Origin of the sequence: Spirillospora sp. NPDC052242 (genome assembly GCF_040679555.1) — a bacterium.
GTDB lineage: Bacteria > Actinomycetota > Actinomycetes > Streptosporangiales > Streptosporangiaceae > Spirillospora.
On record NZ_JBFAUZ010000013.1, the window covers coordinates 1 to 23,687 of the forward strand.

Genomic DNA, 23,687 nt, shown 5'->3' on the forward strand with positions numbered 1-23,687 from the left:
GTGCCTCAAACGCTACGTCGCACGCGAGCTCTTCCAGATCATCACCGCTCACGATCTCGAACTCGCCGCTTGACATCCATAAGAGCATCCCCGGGCGGGCGCCGGCACCCCCGGCGCCCGTCCGCCCCAGGCCGTTCCGGGCGGACGCGTGAGACCCGCGGCGCCCGGGGTAGCACCCCCGTGGCGCGTCCGATCCGGGACGCGCCTTCACGGGACGTGGGGGGTTCGATGGCCGGGTTGCCGATGAAACTGCTCAAGACGCTGCTCGCCGTGGTGACGGCGGTGACGCCGGCGTCGCTTCCGGCGGTCGCGACGGCCGGGGTCCTGGGCGCCACCGCCGCCGTGACGGCCGGCTGCGGCGGGGGCGGCGACGAGGACGGCGACAACGAGCAGGAGCGGGACGACCGCAACGAGAACGAGCAGAACGAGGACGACGACGGCGGCTACTGACCCGCCGAACGCACCGGGACGATTCCGGCACGGGGCGCACCCGTAGCATCATCCTGCGGACGGACGGGTGCGAGGAGACGGCATGGTGCGGGACGGCGCGGAACCGAACGGCTCGGGACACGACGGCGCGGCGGAGCGGTGGGCGCGGGACGTGCGGACGCTCCGGGTGATCGGCGCCGGGGCGATGGGCCGCGGCATCGCGCAGCTCGCGGCGGCGGGCGGCGTGACCGTCGAGATCGCGGACGTCCGGATGGAGGCGGTGCGGGACGCCGTCGAGCACGTCTCCGGGATGTTCGACCGGCTGGTCGCGAAGGGCCGGATGACCGCGGCCGACGCGGCGGCCGCGAAGGAGCGGCTGCGTCCGGTGGGCGAGCCGCTGACGCCGTTCGGCGAGTGCGACCTCGTCGTGGAGGCCGTCCGCGAGGACATGGAGACCAAGCGCGCGCTGTTCGCCGCGCTGGAGAAGGCGTGCCCGCCGAAGACCGTGCTCGCCACCAACACCAGCTCGCTGCCGGTGACGGCGATCGCGGCGGCCCTCGCGGACCCGTCGCGGCTCGCGGGCCTGCACTTCTTCAACCCGGTGCCGCTGATGCGGCTGGTCGAGGTGATCCCGGGCGCGCGGACCGCCGGGTGGATCCCGGACGCGCTCGCCGCGCTCGTCCGCCGGCTGGGCCACGAGCCGGTGCGGGCGCCGGACGCGCCCGGCTTCCTGGTGAACCACGCGGGGCGCGGGCTGGTGACCGAGGCGATGCAGATCCTGTCGGAGGGCGCCGCCGAACCGGTGGACATCGACCGGATCGCCCGGGACGTCCTGGGCCTCAAGATGGGACCCTGCGAGCTGCTCGACCTGACCGGCATGGACGTCTCGCACCCGGTGATGGAGTCGGTGTGGACGGGCTTCTACACCGAGCCCCGGCTGCGCCCGTCGCGCGTGGGCCGGGCCCGGCTGGAGGCGGGGCTGCTCGGCCGCAAGACCGGCGAGGGCTTCTACGCGTACGCGGACGGCGCCAAGCGCGAGCCCGCGGAGATCACGCCGCCCGCGGACGCCGAGCGGCGCCCCGTGTGGATCCACGAGGACGCGGCGGACGGCGGCGAGCCGGGCGCCCGGGAGACGCTGGGCGCGCTGCTGGCGGCGGCGGACGTCGAGGTGGAGCAGGGGGACGCGCCGTCGGACCGGGCGGTCGTGCTGGTGACGCCGTACGGGGAGCCGGGCGGCTCGGTCGCCGTCCGGGCGGGGCTGCCGCCGGAGCGGACGCTGAGCGTCGACCCGCTCGGCGGGTTCTTCACGCGGCTCACGCTCGGCGTGCACCCGGCCGTGGACCGGGCGGCGGGACGGTCGGCCGTCGCGGCGCTCGCGGCGACGGGCCGTCCGGTGAGCGTCGTCCGGGACGGCCCGGCGCCGGTCGCGCAGCGGCTGCTGGCGTCGATCGTGAACGTCGCGTGCGGGATCGCCGAACAGGGCCTCGCCCGTCCCGCGGACATCGACACGGCCGTCCGGCTCGGCCTCGGCTACCCGCGCGGGCCGCTGGAGTGGGGCGACCACGTGGGCGCCGAGGTCGTCCTCGACATCCTGGAGGGGCTGTCGCTCGGCACGGGCGACCCGCGCTACCGGCCGTCCACGTGGCTGACCGAGCGGGCCGGCCTCGACCTCCCCCTGACCGAGACCGGCACCCGCCCGGCCGACCTCGTTTCGTAGCGGCCCGTAGCGCTCCGCCGACGTCCCCGAACGTTCCGGCGCCGTTCGGCCGCGGGCCGCGCCCCGTTCGGCGGCCGTTGGCCGCCCCGTCCGAAACCTCTATTTCGCGATCTTGATCCCGGCGGCCGGACGGCCCGGCCGCCGGGAGGCGGCGACACGGAGGTTCGGTTGATCGAGACGGTGTTCCGGACGGCGGACGCGGCCCGCGCGGCGGACCGGATCGGCCACTGGCGGGAGCCGGTGGGCCGGTCCCGCGCCCCGGTGGGGCCGGGCGGCGACCGCGATCGCCTCGACGCGGGCGAGCGCGCGCTGCGGCTCGGCACGGACCCCGACACGGTGACGGTCTTCGCGACCGCGACGACCCCGGAGACCTTCCGCCGGAGACCGGACCTCGTCCGGCGGTCCGATCCGGACGTCCTGTGCCTGTCGCTGGTGCTGCGCGGGTGCGTCGAGGCCGTCTGCGGCGACCGGGAGTTCCGGTACGGGCCCGCGCAGTGGCTGGCGCACGACCCGTCCCGTCCCGCCGCGATCCGCCCGGCCGGCGGCTCCGGCCCGGTCGAGTCGGTCGGGGTCGTGGTCCCGAAGCGGCTGCTGTCGGTCCCCGGGGACCGGCTCGGCCGGGCGATCGGGCCGCCGCTGCCGGGGCACGACGGCGTCGGCGGGCTGCTGGCGGGGACGGTGGCGAACATCCTCGCGGACCCCGGCGCCTACCGCGCGTCCGACGGGCCGCGCCTCGCGACCGTCCTGGCCGACCTGGCGTCGGCGCTCCTCGCCCACGCGATCGACGCGGGGGAGGCGGGCGAGGGCGCGCCGCCCGAGGTCCGCAGGCGGGCGCTGCTGCTGCACGCGCACGAGTTCATCGACCGGCACCTCCAGGACCCGGGGCTGACCCCGGCCGCCGTCGCCGCCGCGCACCACATCTCCGTCAGCTACCTGCACCGGCTGTTCAGCGCGGAGGGCCGCACGGTCGCGGCCTGGATCCGGCTGCGGCGGCTCGAGCGCGCCCGGCTGGCGCTGGCCGATCCCGCGCTGCGCGCCGTCCCGGTCCACCGCATCGCGGCCATGTGGGGGTTCACGCACCATTCCGCGTTCACCCGGGCGTTCCGCGACGCGTTCGGGCTGCCGCCCAGCGACTACCGGCACCGGACGCTCGGCGCGCCCACGTAGCCGCCCCGTGGACGCCCGCGGGCGCCGTGGGACGCCGTGGACGCCGTGGACGCCGTGGACGGATCGTCAAGGAACCGTCGACGGCAGGCCAAGGACTTCTCCCCCGATCGTGTCGAAGATCAACATGTGATGACACGACGTTTCGCCGTTCTCGGAACGGCACTGCTCGCGCTGGCGACGGCGGCCCCCGCCGCGGCGGCGCAGGCGCGGGAGACGCCCGCCGCGAACCCCTGGGCCGCCGCGACCGGCACGGCCGCCGGCTCCGCGTCGGCGCGGTCGGCGGTGCAGGTCGAGGAGTACTGGACGCCCGAGCGGATGGCCGCCGCGGAGCCGACACCGGCCCCCGCGGTGACCCCCGCCAAGGCCGCCGAGTCGGCGCAGGCCGCCGCCGCGGAGCCGCCGGTGGCCGAGCCCGAGGTCGGCGACGGCCACATCCCGTCCGCCGCCGCCTCCGGCGACCCGGCCTTCGAGACCAAGGCGCTGACCTACTTCTCCACCTCGAAGGTCTGGGCGGACCACGGGCGGATGCCCGCCCAGACCGTCGGGAAGCTCTTCTACACCCGCAACGGCTCCGGCTACTACTGCTCGGCCGCCACGATCAACTCGTCCAACCGCAACACGATCTGGACGGCCGGGCACTGCGTCACCGACGGCGGCGGCAACTGGTACTCGAACTTCGCGTTCGTCCCGGACTTCCATGACGGCAAGCGCCCGTACGGCACGTGGACGGGCCGGTCGTGGGCCGCGCCGAACGGCTACTTCGAGGGCAAGAACCACCGGTACGACATGGCCGCGATCGCGCTGAACCTCAGCAACGGCCGCAAGGTCGGCGACGTCGTCGGCTACCAGGGCTACCGGTTCGGCGAGGACTACAACGAGACGACGTTCCACGACACGCGGGCGTTCGGCTACCCGCAGAACACGCACCCGGCCCGCTCGGGGATCAGCTCGAACAAGCTGCGGTTCTGCGTCGGCTACGCCGCGGCGGACGCCCTCTACAAGCGGATCGGCTGCGACATGGGCGGCGGTTCCAGCGGCGGGCCGTGGATCACCGAGATGCCGCTCTCGCGCGGCTGGGGCTACATCATCGGGCACAACGCCTGGCACTACGGGAACGACCCGTGGGAGTACGGCCCCACGCTCGGGACGGCCGCCATCAACGTCCGCAACGCCGTCCACACCGACTGACACCGGCTGACGCCGGGCTCCGGCGGCTCGCCGCCACCCGGCCGACACCGCGCGCGGCGCGCCTCCGGCCACGAGGGCCGGAGGCGCGCCGCCGTCCTCAGGAGGCGTCCCGCGGCGGGGCGGGCTCGGTGTCGCTCCACCCCATGTCGCGGATGGCGGTGTAGTCGATGACGAACCCGGGCTCGCGGTCCTTGTAGGGGCCGCCCGGCTTCGTCAGCACGTTCTGCATGGCCAGCGCGTTGCCGGTCGCCTTGTCGAAGACGAGCTCCATGCGGCTGCCGTAGGCGCCCCGCTGCCCGGGCGGCGTGCCGAACTCGCCGGTGACCGTGGTGGTCCGGCTCCCGGACGTCAGCGCGACGCCCTTGCGGCCCAGCGGGTCGGTGGTCTCGCCGACGGCCTGCACGCCGGGCTCGGCCATCAGCGCCTTCATCAGCGCGGACCGCACCTTCGGCGGGACCGGCAGGTCGCTCAGCCGCCAGCCGACCATGCGGATCTTCTCGGCGGCGACGAACTCCTCGGTCTTGAGGTGCGCGGGAACGTCGAGCCCGCGCGACCGCAGCATCTCGGCCTCCGTCGTCGCCGGATCGAACGCCTCCTCGGCGAGCTTCTCCGGGTCGGTCGGCAGGTTCTGCAGCTCTTCGAGGGTGTACCGGCCCAGCCATTCCTTCTGCGTGTTGACGCCGTCCAGCTTCCACGGCGCCTTCTTCGCCATGTCGAAGGTGAGCCACTTGTCGCTCGACCACACCTTGATCTTCGACGGGGACCCGGCCTTCTTCCACGCCGCCTCGTCCGCCGGCGTCCACGTCCGGGGGCCGGGGAAGCTCTCGTAGTACGTCACCTTCGCCCCGGGCTCGAGCCCGGCCGCGACGAAGGTCGCGGAGCGCGCGCCGTCGATGGCGTACGCGCCGGTCCCGGCCGGCACGACGTACGACTGCCCGGACACGTGGTTCGCGAAGAAGTACTTGCCGGTCTCCTGCTTCGCGGCGTTCTCCGCCGCCACCAGGACGGCCTGCCTGCCGAGGTCGATCTCGCCCTGCGGGGCGCCCGCCTGCCCGCTCTCGGAAGGCCGCGTCCCCGATCCGATGACGGAGACCGCGACGGCCGCGGCGGCGCCGACCGCGACGATGCCCAGCCCGGCCTTGAACGGCCATCCGAAGCGGGCCCGCGCGCGCCGGCCCGCGGACGGGTTCGCGATCTCGCGCCGGAGGCGGCGGCGGCCCTCGTCGGCGGCCTTCTGGGTGGGGGGCTCGTTCAGCATCTCGGCGATCGCCTTCATCTCGTCCATGGTCAGTCTCCTTGCGTCGGGGCGAGAGCCGCCCGAAGCTTCTTGCGCGCCCGGTTCAGCCGGGACCCGACCGTGCCGAACGGGATGCCGAGCACGGCCGCGATCTCCTGGTGGGACAGTTCCGCGAGCGCGACGAGCAGGACGACGTCGCGTTCCTTGCGGGACAGCCCGGCCAGGGCGCGCGCGAGGCTCGGCCGCATCCCCGCGGCCGACACGGCGGTCGCGACGCGGTCCTCGTGGCCGCCCGCGTCCGGTTCGGCGCCGAGCCGGGCCAGCGCCCGGTACCGGCGGGTCTCGGCCCGCCGGTGCTGCGCGACGAGGTTCGTCGCGATGCCGAACAGCCAGGGCCGGACGTCGCCCTTCGCGGGGTCGAACGTGGCGCGGCGGCGGAACGCGGCGAGGAACGTCTCGGCGACGACGTCCTCGGCGGCCTGCGCGCCGAGGCGTCCCGCGACGTACCGGTGGATCACCGGGAAGTGCCGGTCGTAGACGTCGGTGAACCGGTCCGGGTCGTCGCGGGACGCGGTGACGAGCGCGGCGTCGTCGATCTCGGGCGCGGCGGTCACGGGGCCGTCCGCGGGTGCCGCGGGCGGGGGTCGTCGGGCATGTCACACCTCCGGGGGGATGGTCGTCACCCGGTACTCCACCGGTTCCGCGACCCGCTTTCGCTTTCCGTCGCCGCCGCCGGACGAGCGGAGGACGAGCGCGGCGAACAGCGCGGCGGCCAGCATCGCACCCGCCGCCGCGAACGAGCCGGCGGACACCGCGCGGGCGAACGCGTCGCGGGCGGCGCCGGCGAGCGCGGGGTCGCCCAGGGCGAGGGCGTCGCCGAGCGAGCGCCGCACGGCGGCGGGCGTCCCGTCCGGGAGGGCGCGGGCGTACGCGGCGGAGATGACGCTGCCGAGGACGGCGACGCCGAGCGCGTTGCCGAGTTCCTGCCCGGCGTCGTTCACCGCCGACCCGATGCCGGCCTCCTCGCGGGGGATCGCGCCCATGAGCGTGCTGTACGCGGGCGGCGCCCCGAGTCCGGCGCCGAATCCGAGCACGGTGAGACCGCCGACGAGCGCGCCGTAGCCGTCGCCGGGACCGGCCAGGCCCAGCGCCGCGAAACCGGCGGCGACGAGGACGAACCCGGCGACGAGGGCGTTCCGCGCGCCGATGCGTCCTTCGAGGGACGCGCCGACGCCGTTGCCGACCCCGGCGGCGACGGCGACCGGCAGCAGCGCGAGCCCGGCCGCGAGGGGCGTGAAGCCGAGGACGAACTGGAGGAGCTGCGTGAGCGCGAACAGCGTCCCGGCGAGCGCGAACCCGAACAGCGCGATGGTGACGGCCGCGCCGGTGAACTCGGGGCGCCGCAGCAGCCGCAGGTCGAGCATCGGCTCGGCCGCGCGGTGCTGCCGCAGGACGAACAGGGCGAGCGCGGCGGCGGCGAGGCCGAGCGCCCCGAGGACGTCCGCGCTCGTCCAGCCGTGCTCCGGACCGGAGATCACCGCCCACACGAGCGCGGACACGCCCGCCGTCGAGAGCACCGCGCCCGGGACGTCCGGACGGCGGCGCGGCCCGTGCGATTCGGGGACGAGCAGGAGCAGGCCGGCGACGGCCGCGACCGTGACCGGCACGTTCACCAGGAACACCGAGCCCCACCAGAAGTGCTCCAGCAGCAGCCCGCCCAGCGCGGGCCCGGCGGCGACGCCGACCATCGACGTCCCGCCCCAGATCGCGAACGCCTTGGCGCGCTCGTCCGGGCCGAACACCTGCGCCATGATCGACAGGGTGCCGGGCATGAGGAACGCGCCGCCCGCGCCCATCAGCGCGCGCAGCGCGACGAGGTGGCCGGGCCCGGCCGCGAACGCGGCGAGCAGCGAGGCGCCGCCGAACAGCGCGAACCCGGCCAGCATCGCGCGGCGGCGGCCGAACCGGTCGCCGAGGCTCCCGGCGGTGAGCAGCAGGCCCGCGAAGACGAGCGAGTAGGCGTCGATCACCCACTGGACGTCCGACGTCGTGGCGTCCGTCTCGGTCATCAGGGACGGGATCGCCACGTTCAGGATCGTGTTGTCGACGACGACCACGAACAGGCTGAGGCAGAGGACGCCGAGGATCCGCCATCGGTGCGGATGCGGTTCCGGGTGCGGATGCGGTTGCGCTTCGGCCATTGCGAGACTCCTTCTCGAACGGTGTGCGAGTCAATTCGCACACTGTACGAGTGCACTCGCACGCCGTTCAAGTCCCGGTACCATGTGCGGGACGAACGGGAGGGCGGTCGAATGGCGAAGGCGGCACCGGCATCTGTGTGGGTGCGTCCGGAGAAGGCCCGGCGCGAGCAGCCCGCGCTCGGCCGCGACCAGATCGTCGACGCGGCGCTCGAACTGCTGGACGCCGAAGGACTCGGCGGGCTGAGCATGCGGCGGCTCGGCACCCGCCTCAACGCGGGCGCGACCTCCGTGTACTGGCACGTCGCGAACAAGGACGAACTGCTCGAACTCGCCCTCGACCGCGTCATGGCCGAGGTGACCGTCCCCCCGCCCGACGGGGAGGACGGGTGGCGCGCGTCGGCCGCCGGGTACGCGCGCAGCCTCCGCACGATGATCCACCGGCACCCCTGGACGGTCACGCTGTTCGGCGTCCGTCCGATGCTCGGCCCCAACGCGACCCGGGTGATGGACGAGGCGATCGGCGCGTTCGCGGCCGCCGGGTTCGCGGGCCTCGACCTCGAGTACGCCTGGTCCCTCGTCGTCGACTACGTCATCGGCGCCGCCGGGGGCGAGGCCGGCTGGCAGGCGAACCAGGCCGGCGCCTCGCCCGCCGACTGGATCGGCGCGCTCGGCCCGTACCTCGAACGGGTCGGCGCGGAACGTCCGCTGCTCGCGTCCCACGTCCGCGACGTGTGGGCGAACGAGACCGGCGACGTCCTGGAGGGCCGGTTCGCGTTCGGGCTCGCGTGCGTCCTCGACGGCATCGAGGCCCGCCTCCCGCGCTGAACGCGGTAGGCCCCCGTCCCGGGCGTCCGGGGCGGGGCCTGAGCGGCGGCCGGCTCAGAAGGGCGGCTTCGCGGGCGGCTCCGGCTGTTGCCGCCGGACGGCCGGTCTCCCGGGTCAGCGCGGGGCGGGGCCGGTGGAGCGGCGGATGGCGAGGTGGGAGTCCAGGACGACCTGGTCGCGGGCGGGGCGGACCCCGTGCCGGTCGCGCACGGCCAGCAGCATGTCGACGGCGGTGCGGCCGGACTCCTCGAACTGGCCGGCGAGGGTGGTCAGCGGCGGCGAGCAGAAGTCCGCGCCGAAGATGTCGTCGTAGCCGACGACGCTGAGGTCCGCGGGCACGGCGACGCCGCGTTCGGCGCAGCGGCGCAGGACGCCGATGGCGAGCAGGTCGTTGTGCGCGACGGCCGCGGTCGCGCCCGTCCCGAGCGCGGCGTCGGCGGCGGCGGCGCCGCCCGCGACGGTGGGCGCGAAGGGGCCGATCCGCCGGGCGGCGATGCCGTGCCGCGCGGCGGCCGCGGCGAGCGCCTCCCAGCGCCGCGCGCCCAGCCAGGAGCGGGGCGGCCCGGCGAGGAAGACGATCGAGCGGTGCCCCAGCGAGGCGAGGTGCTCGACGATCTGGCGGGTGCCCTCGGCGTGCTCGACGATGACGCTCGGCACGCCCGCGACCTGCCGGCTGATCAGCGTGAGGCGGTGCCCGGCCGCGAGCTTCGTGATCTCCTCGTCCGACATCCGGCTCGCCGCGATCACGAACCCGTCGACGGACGGGCCGAGCCGCTCGATGTTGCGCGCCTCGACCTCGGGCGACTCCTCGGTGTCGCCGACGATGAGGGTGCAGCCCGCGGCGCGCGCCTGATGTTCGGCGCCCCGGATGACCCCGAAGAAGTGGGGGTTGGTGATGTCGGAGACGAACAGGGCGAGGGTGTCGGTCCGGCCGGACGGCAGCGCCCGCGCCAGCGTGTTCGTGCGGTAGCCGAGCCGGGCGGCCACCTCGGCGACCCGGGCCGCGGTCACGGCGTTGACGCGTCCCGGATTGGACATCGCGCGCGACACCGTGGACGGCGACACCCCGGCCTCCCGCGCCACGTCGTAGATCGTCGGCCGCGCCGCCCTGCCCTCCGCCCTGCCCTCCGCCATCCGCCGCCCCTCCGCTCGACCGCCGCCGCACGGCCCGCGCCGCCCGCACCAGTTTCACCGTGATGGAAAGTTTTGGCAACCGCTTGCCATGCCGCTGACCACGAATTTACTGTCAAACCGCACATTCCACCTCTGTGGCGGAGGTCACACGGCCGTGCCGCCCGGCAGCGAAGAACGGATGCCATGCGGGCGATCGTCCTGACGGAACCTCGGCGCGCCGAGGTCGTCGGCTCCCTGGCGGAGCCCGAACCCGGACCGCACGACGTGGTCGTCGAGATGACCGCGGTCGGCCTGTGCGGATCGGACCTCGCCGTCCACGACGGCACCCGCCCCGCCCCCGCCCTGCCCTGGGTGCTGGGCCACGAGGGCGGCGGCCGGATCGTCGCCGTCGGCGCGGCCGTCACCGACCGGCGGGTCGGGCAGCAGGCGGTGCTCGAACCCAACTACTGCTGCTTCGACTGCCCGCCGTGCCTGCGCGGCATGACCTCGGGCTGCGAGCGGCGGCTCAGCCCCGGCATCACGGTCCCGGGAGTGCTCGCCGAACGGGTCGCCGTCCCCGCGCGGTTCGCCTGGCCGCTGCCGTCCCCGGTCGACCCGGAGATCCTGGCGTGCGTCGAGCCGTACGCGGTGGCCCGGTCCGCGGTCCGCCGCGCCGGCGTGGCGCCCGGCACCGCGTGCCTGGTCGTCGGCGCCGGATCGCAGGGGCTCTTCACCTGCCTGACGTTGCTGGAGGCCGGGGCGCGGGTGTTCGTCACCGACTCCCGCGCCGACCGGGTCGCGTTCGCCGAGCGGATCGGCGCCCGCGCCGTCGCGCCCGGCGACGGACGCGCCTTCCCGTTCGTCTTCGACACCGCCGGGGTCCCCGCCTCCTGGGAGACGTCGGCCCGCCGGGTCGCGACCGGCGGGACCGTCATGGTGATCGGGATGAGCAGCGAGCCGGTCGGGCTGTCGACGATGGAGCTCACCCGGCGGCAGCTCCAGGTGCGCGGCTCGCTCATCTACGACCATCCGGACGACTTCGCCGAAACCGTCGCGGCCGTCGCCGACGCGGTCCCCCGGCTCGCGGGCGTGCTGCGGCCCGGCGTCCCCCCGGAGCAGGCGGAGCGCGCCTTCGCCGAGGCGCGCACGGCCCCCGGCAAATCCTGGATCGACCTGTCCGGCTGGGGAGAGGAGCGCCCATGACCGCCGACGACCCCGCGCCCCCCGAGCGGCCCCCCGGACGGCGTCCCGGCCCCGTCCTGCGGGCGCTCTCGCTCGCCGAGGCCGCCACCGCCGCCCTGCTGCTCGCGCTCATCGGCGGGCTGATGCTGCTCCAGGCCGTCCAGCGCTACCTGCCCGGCGGCGGCTGGGTCTGGACGGGCGAACTCGCGCGGTTCGCGTTCGTCTGGCTCACCTTCGCCATGGCGGGACACCTGATGGCCCGCGACGGCCACGTCGCCCTCAAGGTGATCGACATCGTGGCCGGGCCCCGGCTGCTGCGCGCCGTCGGCATCGTCGCCAACGTCACCGTCGCGATCGTGTGCCTCAACCTCCTCTACGAGGCGTGGGTGCTGGTCACGTCCGACGACGCGCAGACCTCGCCCGCGCTCGGCATGCCGATGCGCCTCTTCTACGTGATCCCGCTCATCGGGCTGGCCCTCACCGCCGTCCGTTCCGTCGTCGCCGTCTTCCGGCCGGAGCCCGAGACGGACGGGACGTCCGCGCACGGCGCCGGGGACGCGCAGGCCGGTCCCGACAACCGAGAGGAGGGGCGGCCGACATGAGCATGACGCTGCTCGCCGCCGCCATCGCCGCGCTCCTGCTGCTGCGCGTCCCCGTGGCGTTCGCGCTGCTCGGCCCCTGCCTGACCTACGTCTCCCTGGAGGGCTACTCCGCGGGCCTGAGCGTCCGGCAGACCACCGAGTCGCTCAACAGCTTCCCGCTGCTGGCCGTCCCGCTGTTCATCCTCGTCGGCGTCGTCGCGAACCGCGCGGGCATCGGCGACCGGCTGTTCGAGTTCGCGCTCGCCGCCGCCGGACGGGTCCGGGGCAGCCTCGGCTACGTCAACGTCGGGGTGAGCCTCGGCTTCTCCTGGATGAGCGGCTCGGCGCTCGCCGACGCCGCCGGCCTCGGCAAGGTCGAGATCCCGCACATGGTCCGCAACGGCTACCCGGCGCGGTTCGCCGTCGGCCTCAGCGCCTCGTCCGCCCTGCTCGGGCCGATCATGCCGCCGAGCATCCCCGCGGTGGTCTACGCGGGCATCGCCGGCATCTCGACGGGGGCGCTGTTCGCGGCCTCGATCGGGCCCGCGTTCCTCATGGCGGCGGGCATGGCGATCATGGTGTACGTCGTGATGCGCAAGCGGGACGACCTGCGCGGCGAGGCGTTCTCGTGGCGGCGGCTGCGCGCCGCCGGGGTGCGGGTCCTCGGCCCGCTGGGCGCCCCGGTGATCATCCTCGGCGGCATCCTCGGCGGCGTGTTCACGCCCACCGAGGCGGCCGCCGCGGCGGCGGCCTACGTGCTCGCGCTCGGCGCCGTCCAGCGCCGCATCGGCTGGCGCGACCTGTTCGGCATCGCCCGGGAGACCGCCGAGACCACCGCGTCCATCACGCTGATCATCGGCGCGTCCGGGCTGCTCGGCTGGATCCTCGCCCGGGAGCGGGTGCCGCAGGCGGTCGCCGACGCCATGCTGGGCTTCACCGACAACGCCCTCGTGTTCCTGCTGCTGGTCAACCTCCTGATGATCCTGCTGGGCGCCGTCCTGGAGGGCATCTCGGTCCTGGTGATCACGGTGCCGATCCTGCTGCCGATCGCCGCCGAGTTCGGCGTCGACCCCATGCACTTCGGCGTGGTCATCATCATGAACCTGATGATCGGGCTGCTCACGCCGCCGATCGGCGCGGTGCTCTACGTCATGAGCCCGGTCTCGGGGATGCCGGTCCACGAGGTCTTCCGCGGCACCCTGCCGTTCCTGATCCCGCTCCTGGCCGTCCTGATGCTGGTGACGTTCGTCCCCGGGACCGTCACCTTCCTGCCCGACCTGTTCGGCCTGTAGCGGCCGGCTCCCGCTCCCTTTCCGCCCCGACGCCTCACCCCACCCCTACCCCCACCCGTTGAGGAGCAGGCACATGCGCAAGACACCCGGAAAGGCGCTGCCGGTGCTGGCCGCCGCGGCCGTCCTGACGGCCGGTTGCAGCGCGATGAACAGCGGAGACGGCGACGGAACCGTCACGCTGTCGTTCGCCAACAGCTACGCCGACGACCATCCGCACACCCGCTGCGGGATCCAGGCCGTCGCCGACGCGGTCAACGGCCGGGACATCGGCGTGAAGATCGAGACGTTCGCCAACAGCCAGCTCGGCAACGACGCCACCCGCTTCACCTCCGTCAAGAGCGGCGACCTCGACATGGACGTGCAGGGCTCGTCCGCGCTCGCCTCGAGCTTCGCCCCGATCGGCGTCCTGGACATGGCGTACGCGTTCGACGGCCCGGACCACCTGTTCACCTTCTTCGACGGCGCGCAGGGCACCGAGCTGAAGAAGGACTTCGTCACCGCGACCGGGACCCGGGTCCTGGACGTCTGGTTCTTCGGGATGCGGCACTTCACCGCCAACTCGGCGATCCGGGAGCCCGCCGACCTCAAGGGCCTGCGGATGCGGTTCCCCGACTCCGAGATCTACCTGGAGAACGCCAAGGCCGTCGGCGCGGCGCCCACCGCGGTCGCGTTCGAGGAGCTGTACCTCAGCCTGCAGCGCGGGATCATCGACGGGCAGGAGAACCCGATCCCGACGATCGCGTCGATGAGCCTCGCGGAGGTCCAGAGCCACGTCAGCCTCACCGGCCACCAGACCGGCTCCCAGCTCATCGTCATCAACGACGACCGCTGGAAGGAACTGTCGGCCGAGCAGCAGCAGGCGCTGCAGAAGGCGGTCTCCGACACCCGCGCGAAGAACCGGACGTGCATCGAGGAGGCCGAGAAGAAGATCCTCGCCGAGTGGCGGAGCAAGGGGAAGCCCACGCTCGTCGAGGACGTCGACCGCGCCGCGTTCGCCGAGAAGGCCGGGGCGTACTTCACCGAGAACCTCAAGGGCGAGCAGGCCGAGCTCTACAAGGCCGTCCGCGCCTCCGCCCCCGCCGCGTCCTGACCCCGGCCGACTCCAGAAAGGACCCCTTCGTGCGGGTTCGCGTGCTGAACGGTCCCAACCTCGGCAGGCTCGGGGTGCGGGAACCGGACAAGTACGGCACCGCCTCCTATGCCCGGCTCGTCGAGACCTGCCGCGCGGCGGCCGGCGAGCTGGGCATCGAGGCGGTAATCCGGCAGACCGACGCCGAGCACGAGATGCTCGGCTGGATCCACGAGGCCGCCGACGACGGCGCGGCCGTCGTGCTCAACCCGGCGGCGTGGACGCACACGTCCGTCGCGCTGCGCGACGCCTGCGCGATGCTGACGGCGCCGCTCGTCGAGGTGCACCTGACGAACGTGCACGCCCGCGAGCCGTTCCGGCGGCACTCGTACATCTCGCCGGTCGCCGCCGCGGTGATCGCGGGCTGCGGCATCGACGGGTACGTCCTGGCACTGCGGTGGCTCGCGGCCCGCGACGCCGCCGACCGCGCGGCCGTCGGCGCCGCCGACGGCCGGCCCGGCGGATCGTGAACCGGCCGCACCCGGGAAGGGAGGGACCCGCCATGCGCCGATCGATCGCGACGGTGTGCCTGTCGGGCACGCTGGAGGACAAGCTGAGCGCCGCCGCGGCCGCCGGGTTCGACGGCGTCGAGATCTTCGAGAACGACCTGCTCGGCTGCCCGCTCCCGCCCGAGCGGGTCGCGGAGCGCTGCGCCGAGCTCGGCCTGGCCGTCGAGCTCTACCAGCCGTTCCGCGACTTCGAGGCCGTCCCGCCGGACCTGCACCGGCGGAACCTGCGCCGCGCCGCGCACAAGTTCGCGCTGGCGCGGCGGCTCGGCGCGGGCACCGTCCTGGTGTGCTCGTCGGTCGCGCCCGAGGCCGTCGACGACGACGCGCTGGCCGCGCGGCAGCTGCGCGCCCTCGCCGACCTCGCCGCCGAGCACGGGATCCGGGTCGCCTACGAGGCCCTCGCCTGGGGCCGGTTCGTGCGGACGTGGGAGCACTCGGCCGACCTCGTCCTGCGCGCCGACCATCCCGCGCTCGGCCTGTGCCTCGACAGCTTCCACGTCCTGTCGCGCGGCGGCGACATCGCGGGCCTCGCGGGGTTCCCCGCCGAGAAGCTCTTCTTCCTCCAGCTCGCCGACGCCCCGCACCTGCGCATGGACGTGCTCCAGTGGAGCCGCCACCACCGGCTCTTCCCGGGGCAGGGCTCCTTCGACCTCACCGGCTTCACCGCGCGGGTGCTCGCGGCGGGCTACGCCGGTCCGCTGTCGCTGGAGGTCTTCAACGACGTCTTCCGGCAGGCGCCGCCCGACCGCGCCGCCGTCGACGCGATGCGCTCGCTGATCGTCCTGGAGGAGTCGCTCGCCGGGCGCGGGGCCGCCCCCGCCGCCGGGGGACGCGCCGCACCGTCGCGTCCCGTGCCCCCGGCGGCGCCCGCGCCGGAGGGCTTCGCCTTCGTGGAGCTGGCGGTCGACGCCGAGGCCGGGACCGAGGTGGCCCGGACGCTCGCCGCGACCGGGTTCGCGCACGTCGGGCAGCACCGGTCGAAGCCGGTGCAGCTGTGGCGGCAGGGCGAGGCGCGGGTGCTGCTCAACGCCGCCGGCCCGCCGGGCGCGACCGGCGCCGCGATCGGCGCGTTCGCCGTCGAGACCGCCGACCCCGAACGCGCGGCGGCGCGCGCCACCGCGCTGCTCGCGCCCGTCCTGCCGCGGACCCGCGGCGCCGCCGAGGCCGACCTGACCTCGGTGGCCGCCCCCGACGGCACCGCCGTCTTCTTCTGCCGGACGGGCGCCCCGGACGGCTGGCGCGGCGACTTCATCCTCTCCGGGGCGCCCGGGGAGGCCCGGACCGGCGTCACCGCGATCGACCACCTCGCGCTGGCCCAGCCCTTCGACGCGTTCGACGAGGCCACGCTCTTCTACCGCTCGCTGCTCGGCCTCGCGCCCGAGCACGACGCCGAGCTCGCCGCGCCCTTCGGGCTCGTCCGCAGCCGGGCGGTCACCGATCCGGGCCGCCGGCTGCGGCTCGTCCTCGACGGCACGCTGCTGCGCCGCGGCGCCTGGGCCCCGGCCGTCCCCGATCCCCAGCACGTGGCGTTCGCGACCGACGACGTGTTCCGCACCGCGCGGGCCCTGCGCGAGCGCGGCGCCCCGATCCTCGCCGTCCCCGGCAACTACCACGACGACCTGGACGCCCGGATGCCGCTCGCCCCGGACCTGCTCCGCGCCCTCCGCGAGAACGACGTCTTCTACGACCGGGACGGCGACGCCGAGTACTTCCACCTCTGCACGCCGATCCTCGGGTCGCGGGTCTTCTTCGAGTTCGTCCAGCGCTCGCCCGGCTACACCGGGTACGGCGCCGCGAACGCGCCCGTCCGCATGGCCGCCCACCGCGCCGCCCACCGCGCCGCCCGCGCCGCGCAGTAACCTCCTGGGCGGGACGGACGAATCGGGAGGCGCGGCGTGCCGGTGAGCCACGACGACGACCTCGCCCGGCTGCTCGGCCGCGGCGAACTCGCCGACATGTTCAGCCTTCCGGCGGTCCCGCCGCCGGACTGGGAGCCGGTCTTCGTCCTCGACGGGCTGCAGATGGTCTGGGACGGGCCCGCCCCGGAGGACGAGCGCGGCGCGGACGTCGTCGAGCTGGGCGCGGACCGCGTGCCCGAAATGCTCGACCTCGCCGAACGGACCCGGCCGGGGCCGTTCTGGCCGCGCACGCCCGAACTGGGCGCGTACCTCGGCGTCCGGGAGAACGGCGGGCTGGCGGCGATGGCCGGCGAGCGGCTCCGGCCGCCGGGATGGACGGAGATCAGCGCCGTCTGCACCGTCCCCGAGGCGCGCGGGCGCGGCCACGCCGCACGGCTGGTGCGGGCGCTCGCCGCGCGCGTCCTGGCGCGCGGCGAACGTCCCTTCCTGCACGTGGCCGCCGTGAACACGGGTGCGGTCGCGCTCTACGAGCGGCTGGGCTTCGCGGTCCGGGAGCCCGTGACCTTCCGCGGGTTTCCGCGTCCCGTGACCGCCGCCGCCCGCTGACCGCCGTCCGCGCGGGGGTTACTCGGCGTAGGGCTGGTCTTCGCCCTGCTCGCTGTAGCCGAGGCTCCAGATGTAGCCGTCCGGGTCGGCGAAGGTGCCGCCGTACCCGCCCCACGGCAGCGCGCCGGCGGGCTTGAGGATCGTGGCGCCGGCCTTCTCCGCCTCCGCCATCACCTCGTCGACCCGCGCCTCGCTGCGGACGACGTAGGTGAGGACGAGCCCGCTGAAGCCGCTGCCCTCCGCGCTCGTGCCCACCTGGTCGGCCAGCCCCTCGCGGCCGTAGAAGCCGACGGGCGAGGCCCCGTCGGACTCGAAGAACACCGACACGCCCCAGTCGTTCTTGATCTTCCAGCCGAGGCCCTCGGTGTAGAACCGCTTGGACGCCTCCATGTCGCGGACGCCGAGGAGGATGGAGCTCACGTGCGCCTTCATGTCCGTCTCCTTGCTCGTGAATTCAGGGCGGACCCCGTCCGCCGTCTGGGGACCACGCTACGAACGGGCCGGGAGCGGGCGCTTCTCGATTCCTGACCGATCCGTTGACCCGGCCGCCGCGGGCGGGGTAGGACTACCCCCGTTCGGGGGTGGCGTGGGTCACGCTGGTTGGCCAACGATGCTCCGGAGGTGTTCGTCCGGCCACGAGGAGAGACCACATGCCGGCAGTCGAGTTCCGCGGGGCGCGCGACTTCCTGCTCGAGAACCGTGAGAACTACGCGGTGGCCTACGAGCGGTTCCGCTGGCCGGTGCTGACCGGCTTCAACTGGGCCCTCGACTGGTTCGACCGGATCGCCGAGGGGAACGACCGTCCCGCGCTGTGGATCGTCGAGGAGGACGGGACGGAGGCGAAGTACTCGTTCGCCGACCTGTCGCGGCGCTCGAACCAGGTCGCGAACCTGCTGCGGGAGAACGGGGTGCGGCGCGGCGACCGGATCATCCTGATGCTCGGCAACCAGGTCGAGCTGTGGGAGACGGTGCTCGCCGCGATGAAGCTCGGCGCGGTGATGATCCCGTGCACGCCGCTGCTCGGGCCCGCCGACCTGCAGGACCGGCTGACGCGGGGCGCCGCGAAGCACGTGGTGACGGGCGCGGAGCACGCGGAGAAGTTCGCCGGTCTGGAGGGCGGCTTCACGCGGATCGCGGTGGGCGCGCCCGTCGAGGGGTGGGTGCCGTACGCCGGCGCGTACGGGCTCGCCGAGGAGTTCGTCCCGTACGGGCAGACGATGTCGAGCGACACGCTGCTGCTGTACTTCACGTCGGGGACGACCGCGAAGCCGAAGCTCGTCGAGCACACGCACGCGTCGTACCCGGCGGGGCACCTGTCGACGATGTACTGGATCGGGCTGCGGCCGGGCGACGTCCATCTGAACATCTCGTCGCCCGGGTGGGCGAAGCACGCGTGGAGCAACATCTTCGCGCCGTGGGACGCCGAGGCGTGCGTGTTCATCTTCAACTACACGCGGTTCGACGCGGACCGGCTGCTCGACACGATCGAGCGGTGCGGCGTCACGAGCTTCTGCGCGCCGCCGACCGTGTGGCGGATGCTGATCCAGGCCGACCTGGGCCGGCTGAGCGCCCCGCCGCGCGAGGTGGTGGCGGCGGGCGAGCCGCTGAACCCCGAGGTGATCGAGCGGGTGAAGGACGCGTGGGGCCGCACGATCCGGGACGGCTTCGGGCAGACGGAGACGACCGTGCAGATCGCGAACACGCCGGGGCAGCCGGTGAAGCCGGGGTCGATGGGACGGCCGGTGCCGGGCTACCGGGTGGCGCTGATCGACCCGGTGACGGGCAAGCCCGGCGACGAGGGCGAGATCTGCCTGGAGCTGGAGGACCGGCCGCTCGGGCTGATGGTCGGGTACCACGGCGACGAGGCCCGGACGGCCGAGGCGATGGCGGACGGCTACTACCACACCGGCGACATCGGCTCCCGCGACGCGGACGGCTACATCACCTACGTCGGCCGGGCCGACGACGTGTTCAAGGCGTCCGACTACAAGATCTCGCCGTTCGAGCTGGAGAGCGTGCTGATCGAGCACGAGGCCGTCGCGGAGGCCGCCGTGGTGCCGTCGCCCGACCCGGTGCGGCTCGCGGTGCCGAAGGCGTACGTGACGCTCGCGGCGGGATGGGAGCCGGACGCGGCGACCGCGAAGGCGATCTTCGAGCACAGCCGGGCGCAGCTGTCCCCGTACAAGCGGGTGCGGCTGCTGGAATTCGGCGAGCTCCCGAAGACGATCTCCGGCAAGATCCGTCGGGTGGAACTGCGGACGAGCGAGATCGACAAGCATCCCGGCGCCGACGACCGGCCCGAAGGCGAGTTCCGTGAGGAGGACCTGCGATGACGCTCTCGTACGCCTCCGGCGCGTCGATGGCGCCGCTGCTCGGCGACACCATCGGCGCGAACCTGGACAAGACCGTCGCCCTGCATCCCGACCGGGACGCGGTGGTCGAGTACGCGACCGACCGCCGCTGGACGTACGCGCGGTTCGCCGCCGACGTCGACGCGGTCGCGCTCGGCCTGCACGGGCGCGGGATCCGCAAGGGCGACCGGGTCGGGATCTGGGCGCCGAACTGCGCCGAGTGGATGCTCGTGCAGTACGCGACGGCGAAGCTCGGCGCGATCCTCGTGAACATCAACCCGTCCTACCGGGTGCACGAGCTGGAGTTCGTCCTGAACCAGGCGGGCGTCCGCACGCTGGTCGCGACGCCGGTGTTCAAGACGTCCGACTACGCCGGGATGATCGACGAGGTGCGGCCGCGCTGCAAGCGGCTGACGGACGTGCTGCTGATCGGCACCCCGGAGTGGGACGAGCTGCTGGAGGCGGGGCGCGCGGGCGACGCCGGGGTGCTCGCGGAGATCGGCGCGACGCTGAGCGCCGACGACCCGATCAACATCCAGTACACGTCGGGGACGACCGGGTTCCCGAAGGGCGCGACGCTGTCGCACCACAACATCCTGAACAACGGGTACTTCGTCGGCGAGCTGTGCGGCTACGACGAGGAGGACCGCGTCTGCGTGCCGGTGCCCTTCTACCACTGCTTCGGCATGGTGATGGGGAACCTGGCGGCGACGAGCCACGGCGCCTGCGTCGTGATCCCGGCGCCGGCGTTCGACCCGCGCGCGACAATCCAGGCGGCGGCGTCCGAGCGGTGCACGTCCCTGTACGGGGTGCCGACGATGTTCATCGCGGTGCTGAACGAGCCGTCGCTGGGCTCGGCGGACCTGTCGAGCCTGCGCACCGGGATCATGGCGGGGTCGCCGTGCCCGGTGGAGGTGATGAAGCAGGTCATCGAGCGGCTCGGGATGGCGGAGGTCGCGATCTGCTACGGGATGACGGAGACGTCGCCGGTGTCCACGCAGACCCGCGCGAACGACACGCTGGACCGCCGCGTGTCCACGGTCGGGACCGTCCACCCCCACCTGGAGGTCAAGGTCGTCGACCCGGCCACGGGCGTGACGGTGCCGCGCGGGACGGCCGGCGAGCTGTGCACGCGCGGCTACTCGGTCATGCTCGGCTACTGGGAGGAGCCGGAGAAGACGGCCGAGGTGATCGACGCGGCGCGCTGGATGCACACCGGCGACCTCGCGGTGATGGACGACGAGGGGTACGTCAACATCACCGGCCGGATCAAGGACATGGTGATCCGGGGCGGCGAGAACGTGTACCCGAGGGAGATCGAGGAGTTCCTCTACACCCATCCCGACATCGTGGACGCGCAGGTCATCGGCGTCCCCGACGAGCGGTACGGGGAGGAGCTGATGGCGTGGGTGCGGTTGCGGGACGGCGCGGAGCCGCTGACCGCCGAGGCGCTCCGGAAGTTCTGCGACGGGAAGCTCGCCCGCTACAAGATCCCCCGGTACGTGCACGTCGTGGACGAGTTCCCCATGACGGTCACCGGGAAGGTCCGGAAGGTCCAGATGCGGGCGGAAGCCGTCGACATCCTGGGCCTCGGCGAGGCCGCGGCCGTGCGACACGCCTGAACGATCGGCGTCGGCAGGGTTACGGGACGGCCCCTTCCGGTGCATGCTCGACACATGGACGCGCGGTCATCGGAAGGGCGTCCCGCCGGCCCGGCCCCGGGACCGGAGCCGGGGCGGGGCGGCGACGCGGGCGCGGTGCGGTCGGCGGTGCTGGCGCTGCACCGCGCGACGGGCCTGCCGATGGTGTTCGGCGGGGCGCTGACCGGCCGGGACCGGCTGCGCATCACCGAACTGGTCGGCGGCCGCACCGACTCGCTGAACGGGCTCGTCGTGCGGCACGGCAACGGGCTGGGCGGCAAGGCGATGGCGCTGGGCCGCCCGGCGTGGGTGAGCGACTACCCGCGCGCGGCGACGATCAGCCACGACTACGACGGCCCGGTGGGCCGCGAGGGGCTGCTGTCGATCGTGGCGGTGCCGATCGTCGTGCGGCGCCGCGTCCGGGGCGTCCTGTACGGGGCGCTGCGGGAGCCGCTGGGGCTGGCCGACCGGGTGGTGGGCGCGGCGATGCAGGCCGCCCGCGACATCGAGCAGGACCTCGCCGTCCGGGACCGGGCGGACGAGGCGCTGACCCGGCTGCGGCCGGACGCGGCGGACTCGGCGGCCCGCTGGGAGGAGGTCCGCGCGGTGCACGCGGAGTTGCGGGCGCTGGCCGAGCGGGTGGACGACCCGGTGACCCGCGACCGGCTGCGGGAGGCGACGCTGCGGCTCGCCGCGGCGGGCCTGCCCGAGCCGGCGGCCGACGCCGACGGCGGGCGGGCGCCGCGGCCGGTGCTGTCGCCGCGCGAGCTGGACGTCCTGACGTACGTGGCGATGGGCTGCACGAACGCGGAGGCGGCGACGCGGCTCGGGCTGGTGCCGGAGACGGTGAAGAGCTACCTGCGGTCGGCGATGCGCAAGCTCGACAGCCACACCCGCATGGAGGCGGTGGCGGCGGCGCGGCGCGCGGGGCTGCTGCCGTGAGGCGGACGACCGTGAGGCGGACGACCGTGCTCGATCGGGCCCGGCGACGGGGTCAGGACGCGCGGGCGCACGCCCGTCGCCGCGGTTCGGCCCCCGCGGTCGTCCCGCTCGACGGATCGGCACCGCGCGGCTGCGCCGGGCCGTGATCGCTCGGCCGTCCCGCCGCGCGCGGCGCGGACGTCCGGCCCCCGATGCGTCGGCAACGGTAACACCTCCATGACCGGGCGTGTCCGGGAAATGCACCGATTCGGGGGCCGGACGGGCCGTCGTCCGGCGGCTACACGAACGCGCTGACGAGCAGCGCCATCGCGAAGCCGACGACGGACAGGATCGTCTCCAGCACGGTCCACGTCTTGAGGGTGTCGCGCACCGACATGTTGAAGTACCGGGAGATGATCCAGAAGCCGCCGTCGTTGACGTGCGACGCGATGATCGAGCCCGCGGAGATCGCGATGGCGATCAGCGCGATGCCCGCCTGCGAGTGGCCGCCGCTCTCCACGAGCGGCGCGACGATGCCGCCGGTGGTGACGATCGCGACGGTCGCCGAGCCCTGCGCGACGCGCAGCCCGCACGCGATCAGGTAGGCGAGGACGATCGTGGGCAGCCCCGCGTCCGACAGCGTCCCGGCGAGGGCGGTGCCGACGCCGGTCTCCGACACGACCTTGCCGAAGAACGCGCCGCCGCCGATGACCAGCAGGATCATGCCGACGGGACGCAGCGACGCGGTCGCGGTGTCGCGCAGTTCGGCGCCCGTGATGCCGCGCCGGATGCCGAGCAGGTACATCGCGAGGAGCACGGCGATGGTGAGCGCGACGACCGGGTTGCCGAGGAAGGTCAGGACGGGCAGGACCGACGCGTCCTCCCACCACACCGTGCCGAACGTGGCGAGCAGGATCAGCACGAGCGGGACGGCGATGATGAACAGCACGGCGCCGAGCGACGGCTCCGACGGCCTCTTGCCGGGCGTCCCGTCGTCCGCGCCGGCCTGCGGGCCCTGCTTCTCGCCGACGACGAACTCGTCGGGGACCTCGACGATGACGCGCTTGCCGATCCACGCGCCCCACGCGACGCCCGCGACCAGGAAGGCGGGGATGCCGCAGATCAGGCCGAAGATGATCAGCCAGCCGAGCGGGACGCCGAGCAGCCCGGCGGCGGCGACCGGCCCCGGGTGCGGCGGCAGGAACGCATGCGTCATGGACAGCCCGGCGAGCAGCGGCATCGCGTACAGGACGAGCGAGCGGCCGCCCCGCTTCGCCGTGATGTAGATCAGCGGCGCGAGAACGAAGATGCCGACGTCGAAGAAGACCGGGATGCCGAAGATGAGGCCCGCGAGGCCCATGGCGAGGGGGGCGAAGCGTTCGCCGACGAGCCCGAGGAGCCGCCGGGTGAGGACGTCCGCGCCGCCGGAACGTTCCAGGACGGCGCCGAGGATCGTGCCGAGCCCGACGATCGGCGCGATGTGCCCGAGCAGGCCGCCGAACCCGGTCTCCAGGATCGAGTCGCCGGACTTGAGCGCGGTCCCGACGATCTGCTCGACGCTCAGCCCCGCGACGAGCGCGAGCGCGAGGCCGGAGACGACGAGGGCGATGAACGGTTCCAGCTTGACCTTGATGATCAAGAACAGCAGCACCGCGATGGACAGGGCGCACAGCAGCAGCAGGCCGCCCGTCTCATGTTGCAGCCAGTGGACCATGGTGACCTTTCAGGGGGTGGGCGAGG

Annotated in this window: 21 protein-coding genes; 15 read left to right on the forward strand and 6 right to left on the reverse strand. The window is 74.2% G+C overall.

The features are described 5' to 3' along the window. Positions 1 to 243 precede the first annotated feature (243 nt). From AB0L25_RS12870 to AB0L25_RS12885, 4 genes are all read left to right on the forward strand, one after another. Positions 244 to 450: a hypothetical protein gene (locus AB0L25_RS12870; protein WP_500171498.1), complete on the forward strand. Its 207-nt coding sequence runs from the start codon at positions 244 to 246 to the stop codon at positions 448 to 450. Positions 451 to 532: 82 nt separating this feature from the next. Next, positions 533 to 2,146 carry a 3-hydroxyacyl-CoA dehydrogenase gene (locus AB0L25_RS12875; RefSeq protein WP_500171500.1) on the forward strand — a complete coding sequence of 538 codons (1,614 nt, stop codon included), beginning with the start codon at positions 533 to 535 and terminating at the stop codon, positions 2,144 to 2,146. A 168-nt stretch (positions 2,147 to 2,314) separates the two neighbouring features. Then, positions 2,315 to 3,313, forward strand: a complete 999-nt coding sequence (locus tag AB0L25_RS12880; protein WP_500171501.1) for a helix-turn-helix domain-containing protein — start codon at positions 2,315 to 2,317, stop codon at positions 3,311 to 3,313. A gap of 129 nt (positions 3,314 to 3,442) precedes the next feature. Beyond that, positions 3,443 to 4,501 carry a trypsin-like serine peptidase gene (locus tag AB0L25_RS12885; RefSeq protein ID WP_500171503.1) on the forward strand — a complete coding sequence of 353 codons (1,059 nt, stop codon included), beginning with the start codon at positions 3,443 to 3,445 and terminating at the stop codon, positions 4,499 to 4,501. Positions 4,502 to 4,598: 97 nt separating this feature from the next. Here AB0L25_RS12885 and AB0L25_RS12890 read toward each other — a convergent pair whose 3' ends face one another. The 3 genes from AB0L25_RS12890 to AB0L25_RS12900 are packed head-to-tail and all read right to left on the reverse strand — an operon-like array spanning position 4,599 to position 7,939. Beyond that, positions 4,599 to 5,786: a hypothetical protein gene (locus AB0L25_RS12890; protein WP_500171505.1), complete on the reverse strand. Its 1,188-nt coding sequence runs from the start codon at positions 5,784 to 5,786 to the stop codon at positions 4,599 to 4,601. A 2-nt stretch (positions 5,787 to 5,788) separates the two neighbouring features. Further along, a complete protein-coding gene (locus tag AB0L25_RS12895; protein ID WP_500171507.1) occupies positions 5,789 to 6,352 on the reverse strand; it encodes an RNA polymerase sigma factor in 564 nt (187 codons plus the stop codon). A 42-nt stretch (positions 6,353 to 6,394) separates the two neighbouring features. Continuing rightward, a complete protein-coding gene (locus tag AB0L25_RS12900; protein ID WP_500171508.1) occupies positions 6,395 to 7,939 on the reverse strand; it encodes an MFS transporter in 1,545 nt (514 codons plus the stop codon). A gap of 111 nt (positions 7,940 to 8,050) precedes the next feature. Between AB0L25_RS12900 and AB0L25_RS12905 the strand changes: the two genes are divergently transcribed. Then, positions 8,051 to 8,764 carry a TetR/AcrR family transcriptional regulator gene (locus AB0L25_RS12905; RefSeq protein WP_500171509.1) on the forward strand — a complete coding sequence of 238 codons (714 nt, stop codon included), beginning with the start codon at positions 8,051 to 8,053 and terminating at the stop codon, positions 8,762 to 8,764. Positions 8,765 to 8,878: 114 nt separating this feature from the next. On the opposite strand, the gene AB0L25_RS12910 is transcribed toward AB0L25_RS12905, so the two are convergent. Then, positions 8,879 to 9,898: a LacI family DNA-binding transcriptional regulator gene (locus AB0L25_RS12910; RefSeq protein ID WP_500171511.1), complete on the reverse strand. Its 1,020-nt coding sequence runs from the start codon at positions 9,896 to 9,898 to the stop codon at positions 8,879 to 8,881. A gap of 183 nt (positions 9,899 to 10,081) precedes the next feature. On the opposite strand from AB0L25_RS12910, the gene AB0L25_RS12915 reads away from it, so the two are divergent. The 7 genes from AB0L25_RS12915 (at position 10,082) to AB0L25_RS12945 (ending at position 17,035) form a co-directional block, all read left to right on the forward strand. After that, complete coding sequence (locus tag AB0L25_RS12915; RefSeq protein WP_500171513.1) at positions 10,082 to 11,080, forward strand: zinc-dependent alcohol dehydrogenase; 999 nt, start codon at positions 10,082 to 10,084, stop codon at positions 11,078 to 11,080. Then, positions 11,077 to 11,661, forward strand: a complete 585-nt coding sequence (locus tag AB0L25_RS12920) for a TRAP transporter small permease (RefSeq protein WP_500171515.1) — start codon at positions 11,077 to 11,079, stop codon at positions 11,659 to 11,661. The genes AB0L25_RS12915 and AB0L25_RS12920 overlap by 4 nt, the downstream gene beginning before the upstream one ends. Beyond that, positions 11,658 to 12,932 carry a TRAP transporter large permease gene (locus AB0L25_RS12925; RefSeq protein ID WP_500171516.1) on the forward strand — a complete coding sequence of 425 codons (1,275 nt, stop codon included), beginning with the start codon at positions 11,658 to 11,660 and terminating at the stop codon, positions 12,930 to 12,932. Before AB0L25_RS12920 ends, AB0L25_RS12925 begins: the two co-directional genes overlap by 4 nt. Positions 12,933 to 13,005: 73 nt before the next feature. Further along, positions 13,006 to 14,022 carry a DctP family TRAP transporter solute-binding subunit gene (locus AB0L25_RS12930; RefSeq protein WP_500171518.1) on the forward strand — a complete coding sequence of 339 codons (1,017 nt, stop codon included), beginning with the start codon at positions 13,006 to 13,008 and terminating at the stop codon, positions 14,020 to 14,022. A gap of 29 nt (positions 14,023 to 14,051) precedes the next feature. Further along, positions 14,052 to 14,531 carry a type II 3-dehydroquinate dehydratase gene (gene aroQ / locus AB0L25_RS12935; protein WP_500171520.1) on the forward strand — a complete coding sequence of 160 codons (480 nt, stop codon included), beginning with the start codon at positions 14,052 to 14,054 and terminating at the stop codon, positions 14,529 to 14,531. A gap of 32 nt (positions 14,532 to 14,563) precedes the next feature. After that, positions 14,564 to 16,429, forward strand: a complete 1,866-nt coding sequence (locus AB0L25_RS12940; protein ID WP_500171521.1) for a sugar phosphate isomerase/epimerase and 4-hydroxyphenylpyruvate domain-containing protein — start codon at positions 14,564 to 14,566, stop codon at positions 16,427 to 16,429. Between the two features lie 36 nt (positions 16,430 to 16,465). Continuing rightward, positions 16,466 to 17,035, forward strand: a complete 570-nt coding sequence (locus tag AB0L25_RS12945; protein WP_500171523.1) for a GNAT family N-acetyltransferase — start codon at positions 16,466 to 16,468, stop codon at positions 17,033 to 17,035. A gap of 18 nt (positions 17,036 to 17,053) precedes the next feature. On the opposite strand, the gene AB0L25_RS12950 is transcribed toward AB0L25_RS12945, so the two are convergent. After that, entirely contained in the window at positions 17,054 to 17,467 is a 414-nt protein-coding gene (locus tag AB0L25_RS12950; protein WP_500171524.1) for a VOC family protein, read from the reverse strand. A 218-nt stretch (positions 17,468 to 17,685) separates the two neighbouring features. Between AB0L25_RS12950 and AB0L25_RS12955 the strand changes: the two genes are divergently transcribed. The 3 genes from AB0L25_RS12955 to AB0L25_RS12965 are packed head-to-tail and all read left to right on the forward strand — an operon-like array spanning position 17,686 to position 21,968. Then, a complete protein-coding gene (locus AB0L25_RS12955; RefSeq protein ID WP_500171526.1) occupies positions 17,686 to 19,368 on the forward strand; it encodes an AMP-binding protein in 1,683 nt (560 codons plus the stop codon). Beyond that, entirely contained in the window at positions 19,365 to 21,008 is a 1,644-nt protein-coding gene (locus AB0L25_RS12960) for an AMP-binding protein (RefSeq protein WP_500171527.1), read from the forward strand. The genes AB0L25_RS12955 and AB0L25_RS12960 overlap by 4 nt, the downstream gene beginning before the upstream one ends. A 54-nt stretch (positions 21,009 to 21,062) precedes the next feature. Next, positions 21,063 to 21,968 (forward strand): helix-turn-helix transcriptional regulator, encoded by a 906-nt coding sequence (locus tag AB0L25_RS12965; RefSeq protein WP_500171529.1) that lies wholly within the window; start codon positions 21,063 to 21,065, stop codon positions 21,966 to 21,968. A 277-nt stretch (positions 21,969 to 22,245) separates the two neighbouring features. Here AB0L25_RS12965 and AB0L25_RS12970 read toward each other — a convergent pair whose 3' ends face one another. Then, on the reverse strand, positions 22,246 to 23,661 hold the full coding sequence (locus tag AB0L25_RS12970; RefSeq protein ID WP_500171531.1) for a GntP family permease: 1,416 nt from the start codon (positions 23,659 to 23,661) through the stop codon (positions 22,246 to 22,248). Positions 23,662 to 23,687 lie beyond the last annotated feature (26 nt).

Excerpts from the sequence above, each read along its gene's own strand:
- AB0L25_RS12940 (WP_500171521.1), top strand. The coding sequence starts at position 14,564 with ATGCGCCGATCGATCGCGACGGTGTGCCTGTCGGGCACGCTGGAGGAC.
- AB0L25_RS12965 (WP_500171529.1), top strand. The coding sequence starts at position 21,063 with ATGGACGCGCGGTCATCGGAAGGGCGTCCCGCCGGCCCGGCCCCGGGA.
- AB0L25_RS12875 (WP_500171500.1), top strand. The coding sequence starts at position 533 with ATGGTGCGGGACGGCGCGGAACCGAACGGCTCGGGACACGACGGCGCG.
- AB0L25_RS12900 (WP_500171508.1), bottom strand. The coding sequence starts at position 7,939 with ATGGCCGAAGCGCAACCGCATCCGCACCCGGAACCGCATCCGCACCGA.
- AB0L25_RS12970 (WP_500171531.1), bottom strand. The coding sequence starts at position 23,661 with ATGGTCCACTGGCTGCAACATGAGACGGGCGGCCTGCTGCTGCTGTGC.
- AB0L25_RS12950 (WP_500171524.1), bottom strand. The coding sequence starts at position 17,467 with ATGAAGGCGCACGTGAGCTCCATCCTCCTCGGCGTCCGCGACATGGAG.
- AB0L25_RS12915 (WP_500171513.1), top strand. The coding sequence starts at position 10,082 with ATGCGGGCGATCGTCCTGACGGAACCTCGGCGCGCCGAGGTCGTCGGC.
- AB0L25_RS12870 (WP_500171498.1), top strand. The coding sequence starts at position 244 with ATGAAACTGCTCAAGACGCTGCTCGCCGTGGTGACGGCGGTGACGCCG.
- AB0L25_RS12930 (WP_500171518.1), top strand. The coding sequence starts at position 13,006 with ATGCGCAAGACACCCGGAAAGGCGCTGCCGGTGCTGGCCGCCGCGGCC.
- AB0L25_RS12920 (WP_500171515.1), top strand. The coding sequence starts at position 11,077 with ATGACCGCCGACGACCCCGCGCCCCCCGAGCGGCCCCCCGGACGGCGT.
- AB0L25_RS12885 (WP_500171503.1), top strand. The coding sequence starts at position 3,443 with ATGACACGACGTTTCGCCGTTCTCGGAACGGCACTGCTCGCGCTGGCG.
- AB0L25_RS12910 (WP_500171511.1), bottom strand. The coding sequence starts at position 9,898 with ATGGCGGAGGGCAGGGCGGAGGGCAGGGCGGCGCGGCCGACGATCTAC.
- AB0L25_RS12955 (WP_500171526.1), top strand. The coding sequence starts at position 17,686 with ATGCCGGCAGTCGAGTTCCGCGGGGCGCGCGACTTCCTGCTCGAGAAC.
- AB0L25_RS12925 (WP_500171516.1), top strand. The coding sequence starts at position 11,658 with ATGAGCATGACGCTGCTCGCCGCCGCCATCGCCGCGCTCCTGCTGCTG.
- AB0L25_RS12890 (WP_500171505.1), bottom strand. The coding sequence starts at position 5,786 with ATGGACGAGATGAAGGCGATCGCCGAGATGCTGAACGAGCCCCCCACC.
- AB0L25_RS12905 (WP_500171509.1), top strand. The coding sequence starts at position 8,051 with ATGGCGAAGGCGGCACCGGCATCTGTGTGGGTGCGTCCGGAGAAGGCC.
- AB0L25_RS12960 (WP_500171527.1), top strand. The coding sequence starts at position 19,365 with ATGACGCTCTCGTACGCCTCCGGCGCGTCGATGGCGCCGCTGCTCGGC.